Here is a 19,888-nt window from a genome sequence, read left to right on the forward strand (position 1 = left end):
TTTCCTGGTTAGTTTTAGTCTATCATGAAAACCATTAACAGAAAGATTTGTTAACCAATTGTAAAACAATCGACATATATTCTTAGTACGGCTGGTGTTAGTTAAAATTGCCGCCTGCCGGTTGGTTCCTAAAACGCTGGAACGCCATGGACCATTTTGAAGCCGCAGCCCGGTCTTCAAAGCTGGCCTTGGCCTAAGTCCGAGCAGACCACTCGCACTAAGGCCAACGACACGGCTGAGCATTTTAGGAACCAACCTCTCGGCTAAATTTGTAGTCGACAATAAATAGTCATTAATTTCTGTTAATTAACATCGGGCGGGCCAGAATTGGCTCAGTAGTGTCGTTTATCTAAGTCGTTGTTCTTCCGACTTAGATAAAGCCCGGCTTGGAAGAACGTACTTCGGTTTCCAAACGCGGTCACCACGTTCCAGCCGATTCTGGCCCAACCAGAGTGACAATCTAATCCAACTAGCACCAAATATACCTCAAGCATAGCTGGTTAACTGACTAAATGTACAAAATATTAAATAGTTTGTTGCCATGATTAACGAAATCCGGGTCAACATTGGTATAATTAGACCATAAACTCAAAAACGGAGGTGTGCGGAATGCAAATTAAACTAATCTCGACCAGCGATGTCCACGGCTACTTAGCGCCTACTGATTATAGCCGCCGGACCGACGTCGCGCCTTTTGGTCTGAGTCGCGCCGCTACCCTAATTCGGCAACTGACAGCAACGGATGACGACACGGTCTGGCCAATCGTCATCGACAATGGTGACTTTGTACAAGGATCACCATTAACATATTTCATTGCGCGGCAACATTTAGAAGCTGCACCATTATACTCACGGCTCGCCAATTGTAATCAGGTTCAAGCTGGTATTTTTGGCAACCACGAATTTAACTACGGGTTAGATTTCTTAGACTTATGCGAATCGGCCCGTCACTATCCGATGTTGGCCGCCAATATCGAAGATGATCAACACCGCACGTTATTTTCCAAGCCCTATACCATTTTGGAGCGGGCGGGGGTTAAAGTGGCTATTCTAGGCTTAACGACACAATTTGTCGGCCGCTGGGAACTGCCATCCCATCTAAAAGGCCTGCATTTTAAAGACGTCGTGACCACGGCTAAGGCGTACGTGCCTAAGCTACGGCAACTCGCGGACATCGTGGTTGTCGCTTATCATGGTGGGTTGGAATGCGATCCCCAAACTAATCATCCAACTGAACGGCTAAACGGTGAGAACCGGGGCTCAGCCTTATTGAATGAAGTTCCCGGCATCGACGCCTTAATTACTGGCCATCAGCATCGTCGCCTAGCTGTTAATATTAATGGGATTCCAGTGACCCAACCTGGCATGAAAGGTCAAAACGTTGGCCTGATTACCTTAGATTTAGATGCCCAACATCATATCACCACTCGTAAAGCTGAAACGTTAAGCGTCAAGCATGCCGCTCCAGATGCGCAAGCGATGGCGCTAATCAAACCAATCAATGATCAAATGGAAGATTGGCTCGACACCCCATTAGGGACCATTAACGGGGATATGTTAGTTCATGAACCACTTGCAGCTCGGTTACATAACCATCCGTATCTGAACTTTATTAATCAAGTCGAAATGGCTGCGACCGGCACCGACATTGCGGCCACGGCACTTTTTAACGATGATGTGCCAGGCTTAAAACCAAACGTGACCTTACGCGAAGTGATGAACAGCTATGTCTATCCAAATAAATTAGCCGTTGAAACCATTACTGGCGCCGATCTCAAAGCTGCCTTGGAACGCTGTGCCAGTTACTTCTTACTTCAAGATAGCCATGTGATCGTTAATCCAGAATTTTTAAAACCCAAACTACGGCATTATGTTTATGATATTTACAGCGGCATCGACTACACCTTTGATTTAACCCGCCCAATGGGACAACGAGTCGTCCAGCTAGATTATCATGGCCAGGCTGTGACCCCTGAACAACCATTAACCGTCACGCTAAATCATTATCGCGCTGGGGGCGGTGGCAACTACCCGATGTTCAGTACCACGAAGATTCAGCGCCAACTGCCAACTGATATGACCGTTTTGATTGCCGACTATTTCGCTAAGCATCCCGTCGTTACGGCGACCCAGCCAACTAACTTTAAGGTTAAGTACTAAACTGCCACTCTGGTTGGTCCAGAATCGGCTGGCGTTAATTAACCGATATTTGAACTTAAGACCACTCTAGACGCAACGTCACTATGTCTAAAACTTAGCCTCAAGCTACTCAACCAAATCAAAAACGTCCAACCTTAGCACCGGTCATTTACCGATGTTAAAGTTGGACGTTTTATTTTAATGTCAGATTAGAAATTAACCGTATCTGGATCATTAGCCAAACCAGCAACCCCACGGAGGCCGTCGATGGTTGCCATATCGTCTTCACTTAATTCAAAATCAAAGATTTCAGTATTTTGTTGAATCCGATCGGCGTGAACTGATTTTGGCAGTGGCAAGAACCCATGTTGCAAGGACCAGCGCAAGACCACTTGGGCCACACTCTTGTCATACTTTTGCGCCATCGTTTGTAATTCTGTAATACCAAAGATCTTACCAGTGCCTAATGGACTGTAAGCTTCTGATAAAATACCATGGGCGTCATTGTAAGCCACAACTTCTGGTTCCATGTCGCTAGGATTCAAGAAGATTTGGTTAACCGCTGGCACTACTTTAGCGGTCTTTAGTAAGGCATCCAAATGCTTCGGCCGAAAGTTTGAGACCCCAATGGCCCGCGCTTTACGATCCGCATAAGCTTCTTCCATCGCCCGCCACGTATCCGCGTTTAATTGTTCCCAATTATCCCGCATATCAGCTGGGTTTGGCCAGTGAATCAAGTATAAATCAACATAATCCAAACCTAATTTAGCTAAAGACGTGTCTAAGGCCTTTTTTGCTGCTTCGTAACCATGATCGGCGTTCCAAAGCTTCGTCGTAACGAATAACTCTTTGCGGTCAACACCACTATCAGCGATGGCCTTGCCAACACTATCTTCGTTGCCGTAAGCAGCCGCCGTGTCGATGTGCCGGTAGCCAGCCTTTAGTGCGGCTAATACTGAGTCATAAGCCACTTGACCATCAGGTGTCTGCCACGTGCCGAAGCCCACAACTGGAATTTTAGTGCCATTATTTAATGCATACGTATCGGTGAGTTTGGTAATTTTTGTCATGCCAAAAAACCTCCAATTTTTAATTACAACATCAAGTTTACCGGTTAACGAAGTCCGCTGCCAAGTAATCTGTTTCAGAAAAGATGACGGTCGCGGAAATAAGTGCGAAAATATAAGCAACCCTTTTAGAGAAACGGAGGTCGCGGTCATGACAGACGCCAATTTATTGATGAATACCACGTTACTAGCCGGCGCTATTTTGCTTGAAAATGGCGCTGAAATCGCCCGCGTGGAAGATACCATGCAGCGAATCGCCACGAATGCTGGCTATCCGGATGCCCAAGTTTTTGTCCTACTAACGGGGATCACCATTTCCTTACCAACCGTCGCAGCTAGTCAAGTTCGCGCCATTCACCAACGCGGCATGGATTTGGAAAAAGTCGATCAAGTCAACACTTTATCGCGGCGCTACGCGGACCACGAGATTGATTTACCTGCATTCGCCACCGCTCTAGCCCATGTGAACCAGGCCGTCCCAACATTTCCGTTGAGTTGGCTACTTGTAGCCGCGCTAATCGTCAGTGTCACCTTAATGGTTGCTTTTACGGGTCACGCCACCATCATCGACCTAACAACTTGTGCAGTGGCTGGTGTTGTTGGCTTTGCAGCATTCTTTGGGATTAATCGCATTGGTCGGATCCGCTTTCTTAGTGAATTTGTCGGTGCCTTTTTAATTGGCCTCGTTACCCTGATTAGCTTTTGGCTGAGCCATGGACACTTGCATCCCGATGCCATCATTATCGGTGCTGTGATGCCACTCGTTCCCGGTGTCGCCATCACTAACGCGGTACGCGATACCATGACCGGTAATTTATTAAGTGGTCCCGCCCGGGCGATTGAAGCGATTCTGTCAGCTTGCGCAATCGGTCTGGGCATTGCCCTAACATCAATTTTTTACTAGGAGGTGACCAGCATGCTACATTGGCTTTTTACGATTGGCTTATTACAGACAATTCTAGCTTACCTTGCCACTGCTGCTTTTGGTGTTTTGCTAAATATTCCACGCCGGGCGCTCAACCTTAGTGGCTGGGTCGGGGCGGCGGGTTGGTTGACCTACGAAGCCCTTTACCAACTTTTACCGACAACCATCGATATTAAACTCGCAATTGGTAACTTAGTGGCCGCCGTAGTTATTGGGGTCTTCAGTGGGCTCGCCGCTCACTATAAACGAATGCCAATGATAATTTTTAACATTCCTAGCCTAGTGCCATTAGTCCCTGGCGGCCAATCATATCGCGTGGTGCGTAACTTAGTAACCGGTCACCCAGCAATTGCCAATCAATACTTAGCCCAAGTCGTCATCATCGCCGGCGTCATTGCGATCGGCTTTTTACTCGCCGAATTTATCAACCGCTTGCTATGGCAATTAAGCCATTCGTAGCCAGCTTCAACTCAATGGATCGACTGCATCAAAAAAGCTGGCTGACAAGTCTCAGAGTATTCTGAGAACTTATCAGTCAGCAAATAACGTAGACATAGCTGTTATAGTTAACATTCATACTGCCTGCCAATAAAACAGACAAACGACCTAAAGAAAGTCGATTTGATGGAGGTTTGCCGGCATTTTAGCATGATGGTGAGCTACCGTTCCCGCTTGCATTGCCCGTGCGGCATTCACAAAATGTGCGCCCGTAGCTGCAATCAAACCCATACCTAAAATAGTCATAATACTCAATACCATCATTATTCACCCTTTTCTGATTTCTTTACGGTTCTATTGTAGCGCTTACACCAGTGCTGTCATTTGAGAACCATTAAAGAAAGATTAGGGTTTTCTTTTTTTAGTCTTTTACGTTCAAAACGTTAGATTCTTAAGTTTTAGGTGCTCACGACTAATGATTTAGTGGTTTTGGGCTTTATTATCTAAAGTGGCTTGGCGTGGCATAATCGAGAGTTAAGCCGCTCAACTTACAAAAATAATCAAAGCACTATAAAAAAAAGGAATCCACGCGGGATTCCTTTTTTTATATCAGTTTTTAATGAATTAACGTGAAGTACCCAATCACTAAAGCCCCGAGTACGATTCGATACCAACCGAATGCCTTAAAGTCATTGCGTTTGATGTAATCAAGTAAGAAGCGGATTGAGATATAAGCGACAACGAAGGAGACAATCACACCGACCGCTAAAACCATCCCTTGCAAGCCCATCAATGAGTTACCGTGGTCAAAGTACTTATACAGCTTCAATAATGACGCGCCAAACATCGTTGGAATCGCCATGAAGAAGGAGAATTCAGTCGCCACATAACGTGACGTGCCAATCAAGATGGCCCCTAAAATCGTTGCCCCTGAACGTGACGTCCCAGGTACTAACGACAAGAGTTGGAAGACCCCGATAAATAACGCTGTCGTATAAGGTAACGTCTTTAAGTCAGCAAACCTCGGCGTCAAAGCCTTGTTATGATTTTCAATCACAATGAACAAGATCCCGTAAATAATCAAGGTCGCTGAAACGACGGCCCAATTCATCAAATGGGCGTCCATCCAGTCATTTAACGGTAACCCAATAATCACTGATGGAATCACGGCTAAGATCACTTTACTCCATAACACCCAAGTGTCACGCTTTTCACCGCTGCTCTTGCGTGGTGATAACGGATTTAGCTTGTGGAAGTAAATGACGACAACCGCCATAATCGCCCCCAACTGAATGACGACGTTGAACATATCCGTAAATTGCGTTGATTGTTGCATCTTAATGAATTCATCAACCAACACCAAATGCCCCGTGGAACTAATAGGTAAGAATTCAGTAATCCCTTCAACAATCCCCAAGATTACTGCTTTAATAATGTCTAACACGATGTAATTCCTTTCTGTATGAACCCCGTATTTAAAACTAGCCTTAACTTGCTACTCCGGTTGGTAAACAGCTTAACCCATTGCCAACTAACAATCAGTAGCTAGCAAGGTCTTAAACTATTTTATTATACCAAGCACATCGCAACCTGAATAGTTCTATCAGGTAAGGATTCGGTAAAGCTTAAGCATTTAAAGCCGCAAGGGCGGTCTCATAGGCCACTTTAGTTTGATTATCGAAACAAACAATCTGAATTGTTTGCACCGTTTGTGCCGTAGTCGTCGCGGTCTCTCGTAACGTGGTCAGGGCAATCGTAGCAGCTAACTTTAATGGAAAGTGATAAACGCCCGTACTGATTGACGGAAATGCCACACTTTGACAATCATTGGCTGCCGCTAATTCCAAGCTATGCCGATAACTATTCGCCAACAGCGCCATTTCTCCGTGCTGCCCGCCACGCCAGATGGGACCTGGGGTATGAATCACAAATCTCACCGGTAACTGAAAGCCCGGGGTAATCTTGGCATCACCCGTCGCACAACCGTTCAATGATCGGCACGCTGCTAATAATTCTGGCCCAGCCGCTCGATGGATTGCGCCATCAACCCCGCCGCCACCAAGTAAACTGGTATTAGCAGCATTGACGATAGCATCCACTTTCACCGTGGTAATATCACCTAACTTAATTTCAATCGTTGCCATTTCTACCCTACTTTCAAAAGAAGTGTCACACTCGCGACCGCCTGTTGCTTTAATTGCGCCGTTCCTGGCTGTTGCTTGGCTAAAAGTTGCAAGCCGGTTCGCAGTTGCATCAAGCTCGCCGCAATCGTGGCCGTTGATGCTGGCAAGGTTTGCGCCTGTCGTGTTAGTAACCCAACTAACCGTGTCTGCAAATCCAAATAGATGGCTTGTGTTTGATCGGCAATCAACGGATCGGCGTCACCGACCTCGGCCATCAAATTAACCATTAAACATCCTGCTGGCCAAGTCTCACTTTTAAACGGCATTAACAAGCAATCGGCTAACAATGCTGGCAACGGTGTACCGAGTGCTTGATCACGTTGGATCAATCGCGTTAACTGCTGATTCAATACTGTCTGATAAGCCTGCAAGCACTGCCTTAATGCCACTGACTTACTGCGATACCGACGATAAAATTGAGAGCGTGACAGCTGACCAGCCGCAGCTAAATCTGCGACCGTCGTTTGTCCATAACCGGCCGTCCAAAACTGAATCATTAACTTTTCCGTCACTTGAGCTGGTGTTAACTGCGCTGTAATTGCCATTTAAAAAACCTCCCGACTGTTTACGCGGTCACTAAAATCTGAATCCCTCGAATAATTGACCAGAAGTAACTGACAACAGCGACAATTCCGAAGACTGCTAATAAAATAACTGCCAACCAACCGCTATGCATCAAGTTATCCATATATAGGCCAGAAACGCCTAAGACAATCAAGAAGATGACTGCCATCACCGCTGGTAAAACATGGAGCCAAAAAGCGCGGCCGGCTGTGCGATGAGCTTCTGGATTATCGCCAGTGAGCACCCACACGATTAATGGAAACAACACTGGTAAAAATAAAATACTTAAATAACTCAAACTATCAATGACCCGATTTCGTTGCATAACTAGTGCCTCCCCAATCAGACTTTACCACGAGTATAGCGAACCCGACGCGTCACGGCAAATCCTAAAGAACGCTTAAATTGTTTAGAAGTCTGTCAAGTTTACGGCCTCATTATCCCATTTGGGGACGGTTCTGCTATAATTCAAGGTGCATTAGTTAAGATGCGGAGGAAAATAGCATGCAATTTAAATTCAAATGGGGCGTTGTATTAGCTGCCCTACTACTTAGTATCGGTGGCTGGCAATTAACGTCACGCGCCGATGACAGTTCAAATGACACCCCCATCGTCACACTGGGGACTAGTCTAACGAGCAGCCAAAAGGATGGCACCATTAAAACTTTAACGGCTAGTCTCGACGACAGTAGCAACTATCAAACGTTAACCGTCAATGGCGATACCCTCGTCAAATACCTTAACCCCGCTGGCGAGAGCTTTACCAGCAGTTCCGGCGTTTGGTCCAGTGCCATGATTGAAAAGACCAGTTCCGGGTCCGGGATCAACGTTAAAATTCTCGATTACAATGGCAGCAATAATATTACGACCATCACGGCCGATCAATATAAAAACGCGGCCTTAACTGCTGGGATTGCCGATGCCAATATCTACATCACCTCAGCCACACCCATTGATGGTTCTGGCGCGTTAGCCGGGATTTACGCGGCTTACGCTAAAGCAGGTAATGGTTTAAATGCCAAACAAGTTAGTGCCGCACAAAATGAATTAAGCACGTTGAGTGGGATTACGAAGGATAATAAGGATAAAGACGGTTATTCTGATGCCCAATTAAACAACGCGGTGGCTGGTGCCAAAAAAGACATGGCCCAAAAAGGGAGCAACGTCACCAAAAATGAAATTACGACCATCGTCAACAATCAAATTAACAATAATAACTTAACTAATGTCATTACTAATAACCAAAAAACACAAATCATCAACTTGCTTGTTAAGATTCGAGATTCTGGGGCGTTAGATTCATCCAGCTTCAAGACCCAAGCCAGCTCATTGATGAAGAACATTCAATCAAATGCTAAGGGAATCTTCAGTAAATTAAATACCCCTGAAAACCAAAATGCCTTCCAAAAGGTCTGGACATCAATTACCAATTTCTTTAGTTCAATCTTTAAATCGATTTTTGGTTAGACTACATTAAAAAAGCTAGCAATCACTTGGACACATGTCTGAGTAGTTGCTAGCTTTTTTGCTAATTAATAGTTGAGCGGATAAAGGTATCCGGTGGGGACTGGGAATAATAACCCAAGCACGGTCTATTCCTTCGTTCAACTGCACTCAAATAACCTTGGCAAAAATAGTTAGTCAATAACTACTCTAGCTGAAACTTATCAGTGACAAAACCAATTGTCGAAGTCCCAATCTAATCTTTAAGCATCAAACTCGCTATACTTGTTACAACATAGTCGTGAATTAGCGGCGGGCGGACTGGATGACGCTCAGTGGTGTCGTTTGACTTAGGTCGGGTGACTTTTCCCGGCCTTAGTCAAAGCCCGGCTTGTGAGACCGAATTTTGGCTCACAAACGTGGCCACCACGTTCCAGCGTCAATCCAGGCCAACCAGAGCGGTAACTCAATCCAACTAACAATTAGTTCAATCATTTTGACTGTTAAGTTAGTTTACTAACCAATCATTTCCGTCTATACTAAAAAATCGTCCCCGCAGTACTCTTCAAACTGCGTGAACGATTTTTTAAAATGATTGACACTTTTTATAAGTTTCTAGTTTATGCTTCGGCCCGCTTGATATCGGCATAACTGGCCTTTTCAGATTGCTTGCCGGCATTATTGTTGACAAACTGATCCATAAATTCATCAACTAAATCTAAAGTTTGATATTGTTTAGCTAAGTTAAATGATTGGCTCCATGCACGATTGCGTTGTAATAATTCTGAGAAGACGACGTGTTCAATTCGAGCGCCTTCTGGTGTTAATTTCAAGACCTTATTCCGACGATCATGATCTTCGGCTTCTTGATATAAGTAATCTTTTCGTAATAAGCGACCAATTAATCGTGAAATTGCAGAACGCGTCACGCCATGAGTTTCCGCGATATCCATTAGACGAATCTTGCCCTTGGCTTCGGCAATATCATAAAGAATGTAAAATTCGTCTAGCGTAATCCCGTGCTCCGTGGCTGGTTCCGCGAACATATCGGCTAAGTTCTTAAAACCGTGTAAGTACATATGACTAAAGCGATTAAAAAGCTCCATGTCTTCATTCATAATAAAAATCTCCCTTTCAATTTAAAAGTCGAATTAGTCCATAAGTTGTCATAATTCGCTCCAAAGTTATTTTAAAATTAGTAAGCGTCTTTTATCATTTCCCCGATTTAAAGTGTACTAGTATATTTTACGAAATACAAGGAATTTAGGTTATCTTTTATATTAAATTTTTATTTCAGCGCTCAAATCAATGGTGGCATGCTCGTGCAAGTAACTAATAAATTGTTGGTAGTAGCGATCCGTATTATATTTCGCCGTACTTAAGTAAATTTGATCGATTTTTTGAGGCTGTTCCCCAATTAATAAGTAGAACGCCTGCGCGATATTTTCTGAGATGACTTCGACACTGGCTTTCAGTAAGACCCGCTTAAAGAAGACAGCCATTCCACCTGAAACTGCGAAGTTAATCGCATAGCGAATCACCGCCGTCTCCCCTTTAACCCCGATTGACTCTAGCCAATCTAGCGTGACCAAGACCAACTCAGTGGTTAACTCTGGATTTTCAAAAATATCTTTAATGAAGTTTTCCATCTTGGGATTTTCATCCAGTGTTCGTAACATAAAGCTCATCTGAATCATCGTCCGTTGCTCAGCGGATAAAGCGGTCAGCTGCTCATTACTATAGACGAACACACTCAACATAATTTCATTTAACATCGTACTCAAAAGCACAATTTTTTTGGGGAAATAGTGTTGCAATAACGATTTACTGATATCGCAAGCTTCCGCGATATCTTTCATCTGAACATTGTCATAACCATTTTCCGCAAACAAACGGAAAGCGGTATTCACGATTTCCATCCGGCGTTGCGTATTTCTTTTTCGTGGCACGACTTTCATCCCCCTCGCCTGTCAGTTAACTGGTGACCCAAATTAACCAGCTTAATTATTTTATCATATCAACGAACTATTTTTAGAATTTCTCGTTATTTTTCCCTTTTAAAGCTATACTAATATACTTTTCAGTGCAAGTTTAAGACCAGTGTGAGCCGCAGTCAATCATGCTTAATCACCTAAAGAGGGGTAATTCTCATCACATGTACCCGATTGGGTAAGTTGCCTTATCAACCAATAAGTTTTTATGTAATCGCTTAACCACGCGTTTCTGATGGTTGCTTCAAGGAGCGTGGCAGGCCGGTACAACTACAAATAAAGCGCTTTCAACAACGTTTTTTGTGGTAAACTTAATCTATTAAACATGATAGGGAGGTATCCAGCATGAGTACTCAAAATTCATATCAATTAGCTGATATCGGTCGTCATAACCCAATCTTTTCACAAATTCGATCGACCGTTGAGACCGCTTTTTACGCTAATAACATGACCCACGTCCCAAATGTCGCAACGGCCTACGAATTAGCCGTCAATGGTCCCGGAACCGTTAAGACCGATTTACCGATCTATCGGGCAACTGATCTTGGCTTACCGGCAGACGCCAAAATGCTCGTTGAAAATACCGGTAAGGTGGTCGGCCGGACTGCGCAAGCGCGGCGAATTCTCGGGACGGCCGGCGTTGATGAAGCCGATATGGCAGGACGGCTCCGTCAAGCCATCTATAATGCTCAAAACGAACACTTCATCAAAACAGATGTCTTCGTTGGCTTAGACAACGACTTTATCGTGCGGGCCCACTTAGCGATTCAGGATAACTATGCGAACAATTTGCTATCCTACATGCTCAACTTCCAGCCGATTACTAAGCAGTATCAGGACATATTCGACAATTCGGTCGCTTATCCTGAAGGTGATATTTACATTTATGCGGATCCCACCTATCATGACCCAGATTATCCTGACGGCCTAGCAATTTTTGATCCCGAACATAACGTTGCGGCCATCTTGGGGATGCCCTATTTTGGCGAATTAAAGAAGTCCACCCTGACCTTAGCATGGTCGATTGCGCATCGGCACGGCTACGTTGCTTGTCACGGCGGCTTAAAAGCGTTTCATTTCACCGACAAGCAAGATCAAGTCTTCGCGATGTTTGGTTTATCCGGTTCCGGTAAGTCAACGTTGACGCATGCCAAGCATGGCTACAAATACGATATTACCGTTCTGCATGACGATGCCTTTGTGATTAACCGCAAAAATGGGAGTTCAGTTGCTTTAGAACCGTCTTACTTTGATAAAACGAACGACTATCCCATGGCTTCTAATGAACCCAAGTACTTTATGACGATTCAAAATGTCGGGGTCACATTAGACGATCAGGGCCGCAAAGTTCTCGTTACTGAAGACTTGCGTAATGGTAACGGGCGGACGATTAAGTCGCGCTATGCCTCCACGAACCGGGTTGACAAAGAAGCGGCGCCAATTAATGCCATCTTCTGGATTATGAAGGATGATTGCCTACCACCCGTAATCAAAGTCGATGATCCGATTCTCGCGGCAACTTTTGGGGCGACTTTAGCAACTAAACGGAGCTCTGCTGAAAACTTGATCGGTAATGTTGACCGTAACGCCTTAGTCATCGAACCATTCGCCAATCCATTCAGAGTTTATCCACTATCTGAAGATTACCATGACTTTAAGGCCTTATTTGAAGACCGCCATTTGGACTGCTACTTGCTTAATACGGGTTACTTTGGCGACAAAAAAGTTCCTAAAGAAGTTACACTTGGCGCTTTAGAAGCCATTGTCAACGGAACAACTGAATGGGAATCCTTCGCTGGCTTGGATCACATGCAAAACTTAAAGTTAGCTGATTTCCCAGTTGATTATGATAATCCTGATTATCGTAACTTAGTGGCAACGCGTTTGGAGATTCGCTCAAACTTCATTGACCATTATCAACATACGCATAACGACCGGTTACCACACGAAACCAGTGATGTCTTGATCAAATTACAACAACAATTGAAGCGCAACTAACTAAGGATTTCATTCTTGCCCCGTTTTTTTCAAATTAAGGTTATAATGAAAGTATCAGTTACAAGCACTGAACTTTTACGAATCTAATAATCGGGGTGAAGAGCATGGAACTACCATTAAGTCAGTTATCTGAAAAAATCATTGCGTTCGAACGGGATCACCATTTGACCGATAATGATTTAGCCTTTGGCAGTCAATTATCAGTGGAACGAATCCATAACATTAAATCTGGTGAAATGACGCCAACACAAGAAGAAGTTCAATTATTGAAGAAATTCATGAATAGCAAAAGCTAAACAACACTAAAAAGACCCCCGCTTGGGAGGCCTTTTTTAGTGATATTTTGATTGCCGCTTACCGGTTTTCGATTAGACTTGCCACTCTGGTTGGCCCAGAATCGGCTGGAACGTGGTGGCCACGTTTTCGAGCCACAGGTCGGTCTCGAAAGCCGGGCTTTATCTAAGTCGCAAAACCACGACTAAGATAAATGACACCACTGAGCCAATTCTGGACCACCCGGCGTTAAAATTAACCGCTATTTAGATCTTATCAATTACTTACTTCAACCTGTTGCCTTAGCCAAGCTATTAATTTCAAACTAGCCATGACGTGCCAGCATCTAGAAGCCACCCAGCAAATGACAATTTCAACTAATACCAAACGCATTAAATAATCAAATTAAACCCATTATTAATACGCCTTTACCGAACATGGATTGCAAAGCTAGGGGTAAAGTAGGCGGTGCTCTTAACAGAGACCGTTTCGCCGTAATCTGGTGAGGCGATATATTTGCCATTGCCTAAATAAATCCCAACATGATAAGGTGCGGAATCAGCTCCCCAGAAAACCAAATCGCCAACTTGGGCTTGACCAAAGGAAATATGCGTTCCAGCCGTAGCCTGCGTATATGTCGTGCGGCCAATGGTGATTCCAGCCTTAGCATAAGCAGCTTGCGTAAAGGCTGAACAATCCATTTGTTCGTACGGTGTCCCTAAATAAGAATAGGCTGCCGCAACAATAGCACTTGAAGTCGCGGTCCCAGTAGTATTGGTCGTCGAACTTGAACTACTGGTCGTTGATGAACTCGAACTAGCTGATCTCGTAGCGGTGCTGGTGCTAGCTGCTGAAGTTGTGTTACCAGTACTGCTACTCGTGACTGAACTAGGTGCCGTGGTACTAGCGCTGGTCGCTGAACTGGTTGACCCTTGACTAGTGACACTTGAGCTGGCCGCGCTAGAACTACTTTGACTAGCTGTTTGCACATGTGCCCGGGTGGCCGCGCTACTAGTACGATTTGCTGAGCTTGTTACCGCACTACTGCTGACACTGCTGGCGGCACTGGTGCTGTTTTGACTAGCTGAACTGGCCGTTGATCCACTTTGACTAGTCGTGATTGACTTGGCCGCCGTTGAACTAGCGCTGATTGCTGAAGTCGAACTAGCACTCGTCGCCGATGTCGCGGTCGAACTAGCAGTAGTCGCGGTATGACTGCTTACTGCTTGACTCGTACTTTGGCTTGCCGCAGTACTGGTCCCACTTTGATTAGTCGTGGTCGATTTAGCGGCGCTGGTCGTGGTTGACCTAGTTGCCGGCTCACCAGTTGGAATCGTAATCTGATGACCAGCAATAATTAAATTGGCATCGCTAAGATGATTCGCCGCAACAATTTTTTTAATTGACACATGGTACTTTTGAGAATAATTCCAGACGGTATCGCCCGTTTGGATGGTAAAGGTATCAGCATTAGCGACACTTTGCCCGGCGACTAATAAGCCGGCTAAAGCAGCCGTCCCTAACATTGCTGATTTTAAATTGATTTTGATAATGAGTCACTCCAAAGAAAAAGTCACGTATGACACTTTCAAGCCACTCTCTATATTACTCAGTTTGTATGACATTGAGGTACCAGATAAATAACATTATATTGCATAGGTTACATTTAGTTAACAGTATGACTAATCCCAGCTAAAAACAATCTTTTTTGTCACAAAAAAATCTGGAGCCGCAACTCCAGATTTCATCAATAGTCTTCATTAAAGGTGCCAAGTCAGTCCCCTAACTGATTTGGTGGTGACGATGGATGCGTGGTAAACCTAAGAGCCACCGAATATCATTACCAGTGAAGTTTAACTTCACAAATTCGGTTTGGCGCGCCTGGTCGTACATCGTGGTGACGACTTTAGTATCAAGTTCGATCACCCGGCGAGCGACTTCTTCATCGAACAAATAAAGCAATGTGGCTTCAGTAATTTGCGTAATTGAGAAAATTTCCGCGGCATTATCAAATAAATCAGTTTTGCTACGTTGTAATTGAACCGTACGAAACTGGTCGTAAGCTTGATTCAAAACAAATTCAGCTTGCGTGGTTAATGCGGTCGTGGCTGCCATTTTTAAAAGACCCCCTCTTTAAATTATCCCTATTTTAACGAGCCTGGTCCAAATTAGCTATCGCCAACCCTCTATTTATTAGGAAATTTTTTATACACCCTTTTAAACATGGCTTTATCTTGACACTAACTAACGTGTCCTGGCCGATTCGCAAACTTGCACATTCGACTTTTTATGGTACGCTCAGTCTTAGATCGCTCAATGATCTAGCTTAATGAACTTACTAAATAAATGAGGCGAATACTTTTGCAACAAGTAAAGACGATCATTATTACGGGTGCCACGAGTGGCATTGGTAAAGCAACCGCGTTATTAGCAGCCAGCCATGGCCATCAAGTTGTGCTAGCCGCGCGCAAAGAAGCTGATTTGCAGGCCACTGCTGAAACCATTCAACAAGCGGGTGGTCAGGCAGTTTTTAAGGTAACTGATGTTAGTAAGCAGGCTGACGTTCAAGCTTTGATTGATTTTACCATAGCCAAGTATGGTCGTATTGATGTGTTGGACCTAAACGCTGGGGTGATGAGCTTCGCACCCATGAACGAAGTCAGAGTTGATGAATGGGAAAAGATGATCGACATCAACGTTAAAGGTGTGCTATATGGTCTAGCTGCAGCCATTCCGGTAATGGAAAAGCAACAAAGTGGCCAGATCATTGCGACTGATTCAACTGCGGGCCATCAAGTTGGTCAAAATAATACGGTTTATGCTAGCACAAAGTTTAGTGTCCGAGCCATTATGGATGGGGTCCGGGCAGAAGAAGCCAAGGCACACATTAGAACCATGATGGTGTCACCAGCATTTGTTAAGACGGGGTTCTTTGAAGACCAAAGAAATGCTAATTTAGAACAAGTTCCTAAATTAAGTCCTGAAAACATTGCCGCGGCTGTCCTATTCGCTATTGAACAGCCGGCTAATGTGGATATTAACGAAATTGTTTTACGACCAACTTTATAATTAGCATCAATAACGAGCTTTGTAGCGCCTTTACGAAGCTTTTTCTGTCTATTAAAATTGTGATCCACTATGATAAACTTAACGCTTGGTACTAGTTGGCTTAAATTGCCACTCTGGTTGGGCCAGAAACGGCTGGAACGTGGTGGCCGCGTTTGGAAGCCAAAGTACGGGCTTCCAAGCCGGGCTTTATCTAAGTCGGAAAATCACCAACTAAGATAAACGACACCACTGAGCCAATTCTGGCCCGCCCGGCGTTAATTAACGGCATTACTGATAATAATCTATTGTCGACCAAAAATTTAGCCGAGAGGTTGGTTCCTAAAATGCTCAGCCGTGTCGTTGGCCTTAGTGCGAGTGGTCTGCTCGGATTTAGGCCAAGGCCAGCTTTGAAGACCGCACTTTGGCTTCAAAATGGCCCATGGCGTTCCAGCGTTTTAGGAACCAACCGGCAGGCGGCAATTTCAACTGGCATCAAACGTAAACTTAATACTACATTACTGAAAGAGGCTTCACTTTGACTAATACAGCTGACCGTTACTACCAACCAAATGACATTAAAGATGCACTCCAGACAATTCAAAAGTTATTTAACACGTATACCAATGCTCCACTAACGCCGGAATTAATGGCGTATCATCAAAAATTAGTTAATCAATTACAAACTAATTTATTACCGCTGGCACAACAACAAACTGACCAATTACGTGTCGACCAGATTGGCCAAATGATTGCCGTCATGCAAGATTGGCTTAAATTGCGGCTAAATGGGCAAGCATTCAACGGCAAGATGCAACACTTTAAATTCGTCAGCAATAACCAGCCAACTTTTAAACGGCGCGTGCATAAAATCCGCGGGGGCCAAAACCACCGGGCTAGTCGCCATTAGTTTGAACCCGCTTACTTTCAGGGGTTGCACTCACCGAATTTTATTGTATACTAGAATAGTACTTGGGCCTTTAGCTCAGTTGGGAGAGCGCCTGCTTCGCATGTAGGAGGTCGTCGGTTCAAATCCGGTAAGGTCCATAAAACAAATAACACCACTTAGCTCATCGCTAAGTGGTGTTATTTGTTTTTTTCGGGCATATGCTCTGTACCGACGACCTTAGCGTCACAACCCTTTTTTAAAAAGTTTCGCAAAATTAATCATTTCCGACTATCCTAGATAGGTAAGGATAATAAAAATGGAGGTTTTTCAAAGATGGATTTTAATGTGACCCGCGACGGGTTAACTTTAGCAGGAATTTACGAACCGGCACCCCAACCTAATGGCACCATCGCCATTCTCATGCATGGCTTTATGAGTGACCGTGGCTATACGGATTCGGCCTTATTGGTTCAACTCGCACAACACTTACGCGAAATTGGCGTAGGCACCGTGCGTTTTGATTTTAACGGTCTTGGTCACAGTGACGGCGACTTCGCCAACATGACTGTCCTTAGCGAAATCGCTGATGCTCAGGCAGTCTTGACCGCTGTTCAAGATCGGCTCGCACCTCAGCAAATCGACCTATTAGGTCATTCCCAAGGTGGCGTTGTCGCCAGTATGTTAGCCGGCTACTACCCCGATTTAATTCACAAATTAGTCCTGATGGCCCCTGCCGCAACGCTCAAAGACGATGCGATTGCCGGGCGCACTCGTGGTCTTGTTTACGACCCACACCATATCCCGGCACAACTGCCAATGGATAATGGTCGAACCTTGGGCGGCTTTTATCTGCGTACCGCTCAACTGCTCCCCATCTACGAAACCGCTCAGAACTACGCTGGTCCAGTCTGCTTGATTCACGGCGATGCTGACCATATTGTTTCCTACCAAGCTTCACAACGGTACGATAAAGTTTATCAAAACAGTACTTTCCATCTCATTCCCGGTGCCAGCCATTTGCTAAACGGTGCTGCTCGGGAAACCGTCCTCCAGTTGGCAACGACCTTTATTGCCGATTAGACACTCAACGCGCTCAGTCATTGGCTAAGCGCGTTTTTTCATAACAAAAATTGCGTTTACGAAATCACCGGTAACAAGTAGCTCCCAACTCACCATCTTTCAATGACTTTTGATTCAGCTTCACCACTAAACCTGCTATAGTAGGCTTAAACGGATTATCACTAAGGAGAGTTTTATGGCAAATCGCTATTTACATAACGTACAAGGGTTATTCGATACTATTGCCCCTAATTACGATCGCATGAATAACATTATCAGTCTCGGCACCCATCGGCACTGGCGGCGACAAACGATGGCTCAGATTCAGCTGGCGCCTACCGCACAGGCCTTGGACCTTTGTTGTGGTACTGGCGACTGGACCATCGCCATTGCCAATGACTTACAATCAACTGGTGAAGTGATTGGCTTGGACTTTTCAGCGCCGATGCTCAAAATTGCGCAACAAAAAGTCAATCAGGCCAATGTCGCTGACCGCGTCTGGTTACGACGCGGCAATGCGATGCACCTGCCCTTTCACGACAACAGCTTTGACTTAGTCACAATTGGCTTCGGACTCCGGAACTTACCGGATAAGCCGCAAGCTTTGGCCGAAATTTATCGGGTCTTAAAACCAGGCGCTCAATTAGTCTGCCTAGAGACCTCGCAGCCAGATCAACGGCTGATCAAGCCGGTCTGGCAATGGTACTTTACCAAAGTGGTCCCCTTTTTCGGGCGTTTATTCGCACATCAATATCAAGAATATTCTTACTTACAAGAAACGACGCGTCACTTTGTCAGTTATCGCCAACTCGTAGGCTTATTCAAACAAGCTGGCTTTCAGGCAGTCCATTATCAACGCTTCAACTTTGGTGCCGCGGCGGCTCACTTTGGGACTAAGCCTAGTCTGGAGGACACTCATGACTAATTTAACTGCTTTAAATCAATGTTTAGCCTGGTTAACTGCCCCCGCGGACTCACTAACGACGGTCGATGGGTTAATCTTGTGTGGCAACAGCCTGCCACTAACTGCCCAGTTAGCTGCCCAGTTAGCTGCCCGCTTAGCCGATGAACACCAGCTCAAAACGGTAATTATCGCTGGTGGCATCGGTCATGCCACTAAATACTTACGACAAAATATGGACGTTACTAATGAGTTAAGTGAAGCCGAACTAATGACCGGGTTAATGCGAACAGCCGGTTATCAAGGCACCATTCTACAAGATCGTCAGTCGACTAACACCGGCGCTAACGCTCGCAACGCTATGGCTTTAGCGCCGATTGACTGGCAACATGTCCTACTTGTGCAAGACCCGTTACTCGCACGACGCACTCAGTTGACCTTCGAACAAGTCTGGGGACCGACGACCCAGTTCAGCCGCTATCTTCCACCTAAGTTCCAGTTAAGTCAGCTTGATCCATTGATATTCGGCATGAATACAGCCTACGACCATGCTTGGGAACCAGCTTACTTTACCGAACTGTTACTCGGTGAACTCCAACGCCTTTGGGATACCCCCCAAGGTTACGGGCCAGCTGGGGCGGGCTATATCCGGCATATCGACATCCCGGGAGCAGTTATAACCGCGTACCAAGGGTTGCTACAAGCCTCATTAAAACGGGAACGTTAATCATCTATAAAAATAGGGATTCAGAAGTCGATTGATTTCTGAATCCCTATTTTTGTAATATCATCCTACTGTTTAATTCAACTAATACGCTTGGTGCTAGTTGCAATTGTCGCCTGCCGGTTGGTTCCTAAAACGCTGGAACGCCATGGGCCATTTTGAAGCCAAAGTTCGGTCTTCAAAATTGGCCTTGGCCTAAGTCCGAGCAGACCACTCGCACTAAGGCCAACGACACGGCTGAGCATTTTA

General features: G+C 45.0%; 21 protein-coding genes and 1 tRNA gene. 12 read left to right on the forward strand and 10 right to left on the reverse strand.

The genetic code is table 11. The features are described from left to right. The first annotated feature begins 609 nt into the window (after positions 1-609). Entirely contained in the window at positions 610-2,160 is a 1,551-nt protein-coding gene (locus tag FFM77_RS12735) for a bifunctional metallophosphatase/5'-nucleotidase (protein ID WP_137636148.1), read from the forward strand. Between the two features lie 188 nt (positions 2,161-2,348). Here the strand turns inward: FFM77_RS12735 and FFM77_RS12740 are convergent, their stop codons facing one another. Beyond that, positions 2,349-3,209, reverse strand: coding sequence for an aldo/keto reductase (locus FFM77_RS12740; RefSeq protein ID WP_137636149.1), 861 nt, complete (start codon positions 3,207-3,209; stop codon positions 2,349-2,351). A 148-nt stretch (positions 3,210-3,357) separates the two neighbouring features. Here FFM77_RS12740 and FFM77_RS12745 point away from each other — a divergent pair, with 148 nt between their 5' ends. Beyond that, positions 3,358-4,110 (forward strand): threonine/serine exporter family protein, encoded by a 753-nt coding sequence (locus tag FFM77_RS12745; protein ID WP_137636150.1) that lies wholly within the window; start codon positions 3,358-3,360, stop codon positions 4,108-4,110. 12 nt (positions 4,111-4,122) lie between these two features. Further along, entirely contained in the window at positions 4,123-4,590 is a 468-nt protein-coding gene (locus FFM77_RS12750; RefSeq protein WP_137636151.1) for a threonine/serine exporter family protein, read from the forward strand. 147 nt (positions 4,591-4,737) lie between these two features. Here the strand turns inward: FFM77_RS12750 and FFM77_RS14075 are convergent, their stop codons facing one another. The 5 genes from FFM77_RS14075 to FFM77_RS12770 form a co-directional block, all read right to left on the reverse strand. Further along, positions 4,738-4,893 (reverse strand): hypothetical protein, encoded by a 156-nt coding sequence (locus FFM77_RS14075; RefSeq protein WP_171001639.1) that lies wholly within the window; start codon positions 4,891-4,893, stop codon positions 4,738-4,740. Between the two features lie 292 nt (positions 4,894-5,185). Beyond that, positions 5,186-6,013, reverse strand: coding sequence for an undecaprenyl-diphosphate phosphatase (locus tag FFM77_RS12755; protein WP_137636152.1), 828 nt, complete (start codon positions 6,011-6,013; stop codon positions 5,186-5,188). A 181-nt stretch (positions 6,014-6,194) separates the two neighbouring features. After that, on the reverse strand, positions 6,195-6,713 hold the full coding sequence (locus FFM77_RS12760) for an O-acetyl-ADP-ribose deacetylase (RefSeq protein WP_137636153.1): 519 nt from the start codon (positions 6,711-6,713) through the stop codon (positions 6,195-6,197). Positions 6,714-6,715: 2 nt separating this feature from the next. Beyond that, the gene (locus FFM77_RS12765; RefSeq protein ID WP_137636154.1) at positions 6,716-7,297 is read right to left on the reverse strand and encodes a TetR/AcrR family transcriptional regulator; all 582 of its coding nucleotides are present in this window, start codon (positions 7,295-7,297) and stop codon (positions 6,716-6,718) included. Positions 7,298-7,317: 20 nt separating this feature from the next. Continuing rightward, positions 7,318-7,641, reverse strand: coding sequence for a DUF4175 domain-containing protein (locus tag FFM77_RS12770; protein ID WP_137636155.1), 324 nt, complete (start codon positions 7,639-7,641; stop codon positions 7,318-7,320). Between the two features lie 179 nt (positions 7,642-7,820). Here FFM77_RS12770 and FFM77_RS12775 point away from each other — a divergent pair, with 179 nt between their 5' ends. Further along, on the forward strand, positions 7,821-8,783 hold the full coding sequence (locus FFM77_RS12775; RefSeq protein WP_137636156.1) for a DUF1002 domain-containing protein: 963 nt from the start codon (positions 7,821-7,823) through the stop codon (positions 8,781-8,783). 596 nt (positions 8,784-9,379) lie between these two features. Here the strand turns inward: FFM77_RS12775 and FFM77_RS12780 are convergent. Beyond that, positions 9,380-9,877 carry a MarR family winged helix-turn-helix transcriptional regulator gene (locus tag FFM77_RS12780; RefSeq protein ID WP_137636157.1) on the reverse strand — a complete coding sequence of 166 codons (498 nt, stop codon included), beginning with the start codon at positions 9,875-9,877 and terminating at the stop codon, positions 9,380-9,382. A gap of 162 nt (positions 9,878-10,039) precedes the next feature. Continuing rightward, positions 10,040-10,678: a TetR/AcrR family transcriptional regulator gene (locus FFM77_RS12785; RefSeq protein WP_171001640.1), complete on the reverse strand. Its 639-nt coding sequence runs from the start codon at positions 10,676-10,678 to the stop codon at positions 10,040-10,042. A 417-nt stretch (positions 10,679-11,095) separates the two neighbouring features. Between FFM77_RS12785 and FFM77_RS12790 the strand changes: the two genes are divergently transcribed. After that, complete coding sequence (locus FFM77_RS12790) at positions 11,096-12,748, forward strand: phosphoenolpyruvate carboxykinase (ATP) (RefSeq protein ID WP_137636159.1); 1,653 nt, start codon at positions 11,096-11,098, stop codon at positions 12,746-12,748. 104 nt (positions 12,749-12,852) lie between these two features. Further along, complete coding sequence (locus FFM77_RS12795) at positions 12,853-13,044, forward strand: LBP_cg2779 family protein (protein WP_137636160.1); 192 nt, start codon at positions 12,853-12,855, stop codon at positions 13,042-13,044. 405 nt (positions 13,045-13,449) lie between these two features. Here FFM77_RS12795 and FFM77_RS12800 read toward each other — a convergent pair whose 3' ends face one another. Continuing rightward, positions 13,450-14,547 (reverse strand): C40 family peptidase, encoded by a 1,098-nt coding sequence (locus tag FFM77_RS12800; protein WP_137636161.1) that lies wholly within the window; start codon positions 14,545-14,547, stop codon positions 13,450-13,452. 256 nt (positions 14,548-14,803) lie between these two features. Further along, positions 14,804-15,136: a hypothetical protein gene (locus FFM77_RS12805; RefSeq protein ID WP_137636162.1), complete on the reverse strand. Its 333-nt coding sequence runs from the start codon at positions 15,134-15,136 to the stop codon at positions 14,804-14,806. Positions 15,137-15,382: 246 nt separating this feature from the next. Between FFM77_RS12805 and FFM77_RS12810 the strand changes: the two genes are divergently transcribed. From FFM77_RS12810 to FFM77_RS12835, 6 genes are all read left to right on the forward strand, one after another. After that, positions 15,383-16,090, forward strand: a complete 708-nt coding sequence (locus FFM77_RS12810) for an SDR family oxidoreductase (RefSeq protein WP_223876845.1) — start codon at positions 15,383-15,385, stop codon at positions 16,088-16,090. A 514-nt stretch (positions 16,091-16,604) separates the two neighbouring features. After that, a complete protein-coding gene (locus FFM77_RS12815; RefSeq protein ID WP_137636164.1) occupies positions 16,605-16,976 on the forward strand; it encodes a hypothetical protein in 372 nt (123 codons plus the stop codon). Positions 16,977-17,040: 64 nt separating this feature from the next. Further along, positions 17,041-17,113, forward strand: a tRNA-Ala gene (locus FFM77_RS12820). Positions 17,114-17,288: 175 nt separating this feature from the next. Beyond that, a complete protein-coding gene (locus tag FFM77_RS12825) occupies positions 17,289-18,035 on the forward strand; it encodes an alpha/beta hydrolase (RefSeq protein WP_137636165.1) in 747 nt (248 codons plus the stop codon). A 175-nt stretch (positions 18,036-18,210) separates the two neighbouring features. Next, on the forward strand, positions 18,211-18,939 hold the full coding sequence (locus tag FFM77_RS12830) for a demethylmenaquinone methyltransferase (RefSeq protein WP_137636166.1): 729 nt from the start codon (positions 18,211-18,213) through the stop codon (positions 18,937-18,939). Continuing rightward, positions 18,932-19,642: a YdcF family protein gene (locus FFM77_RS12835; RefSeq protein ID WP_137636167.1), complete on the forward strand. Its 711-nt coding sequence runs from the start codon at positions 18,932-18,934 to the stop codon at positions 19,640-19,642. Before FFM77_RS12830 ends, FFM77_RS12835 begins: the two co-directional genes overlap by 8 nt. The last annotated feature ends 246 nt before the right edge of the window (positions 19,643-19,888 follow it).

It is taken from the genome of Lactiplantibacillus songbeiensis (assembly GCF_005405125.1).
In the GTDB taxonomy this organism is placed as follows: Bacteria; Bacillota; Bacilli; order Lactobacillales; family Lactobacillaceae; genus Lactiplantibacillus; species Lactiplantibacillus songbeiensis.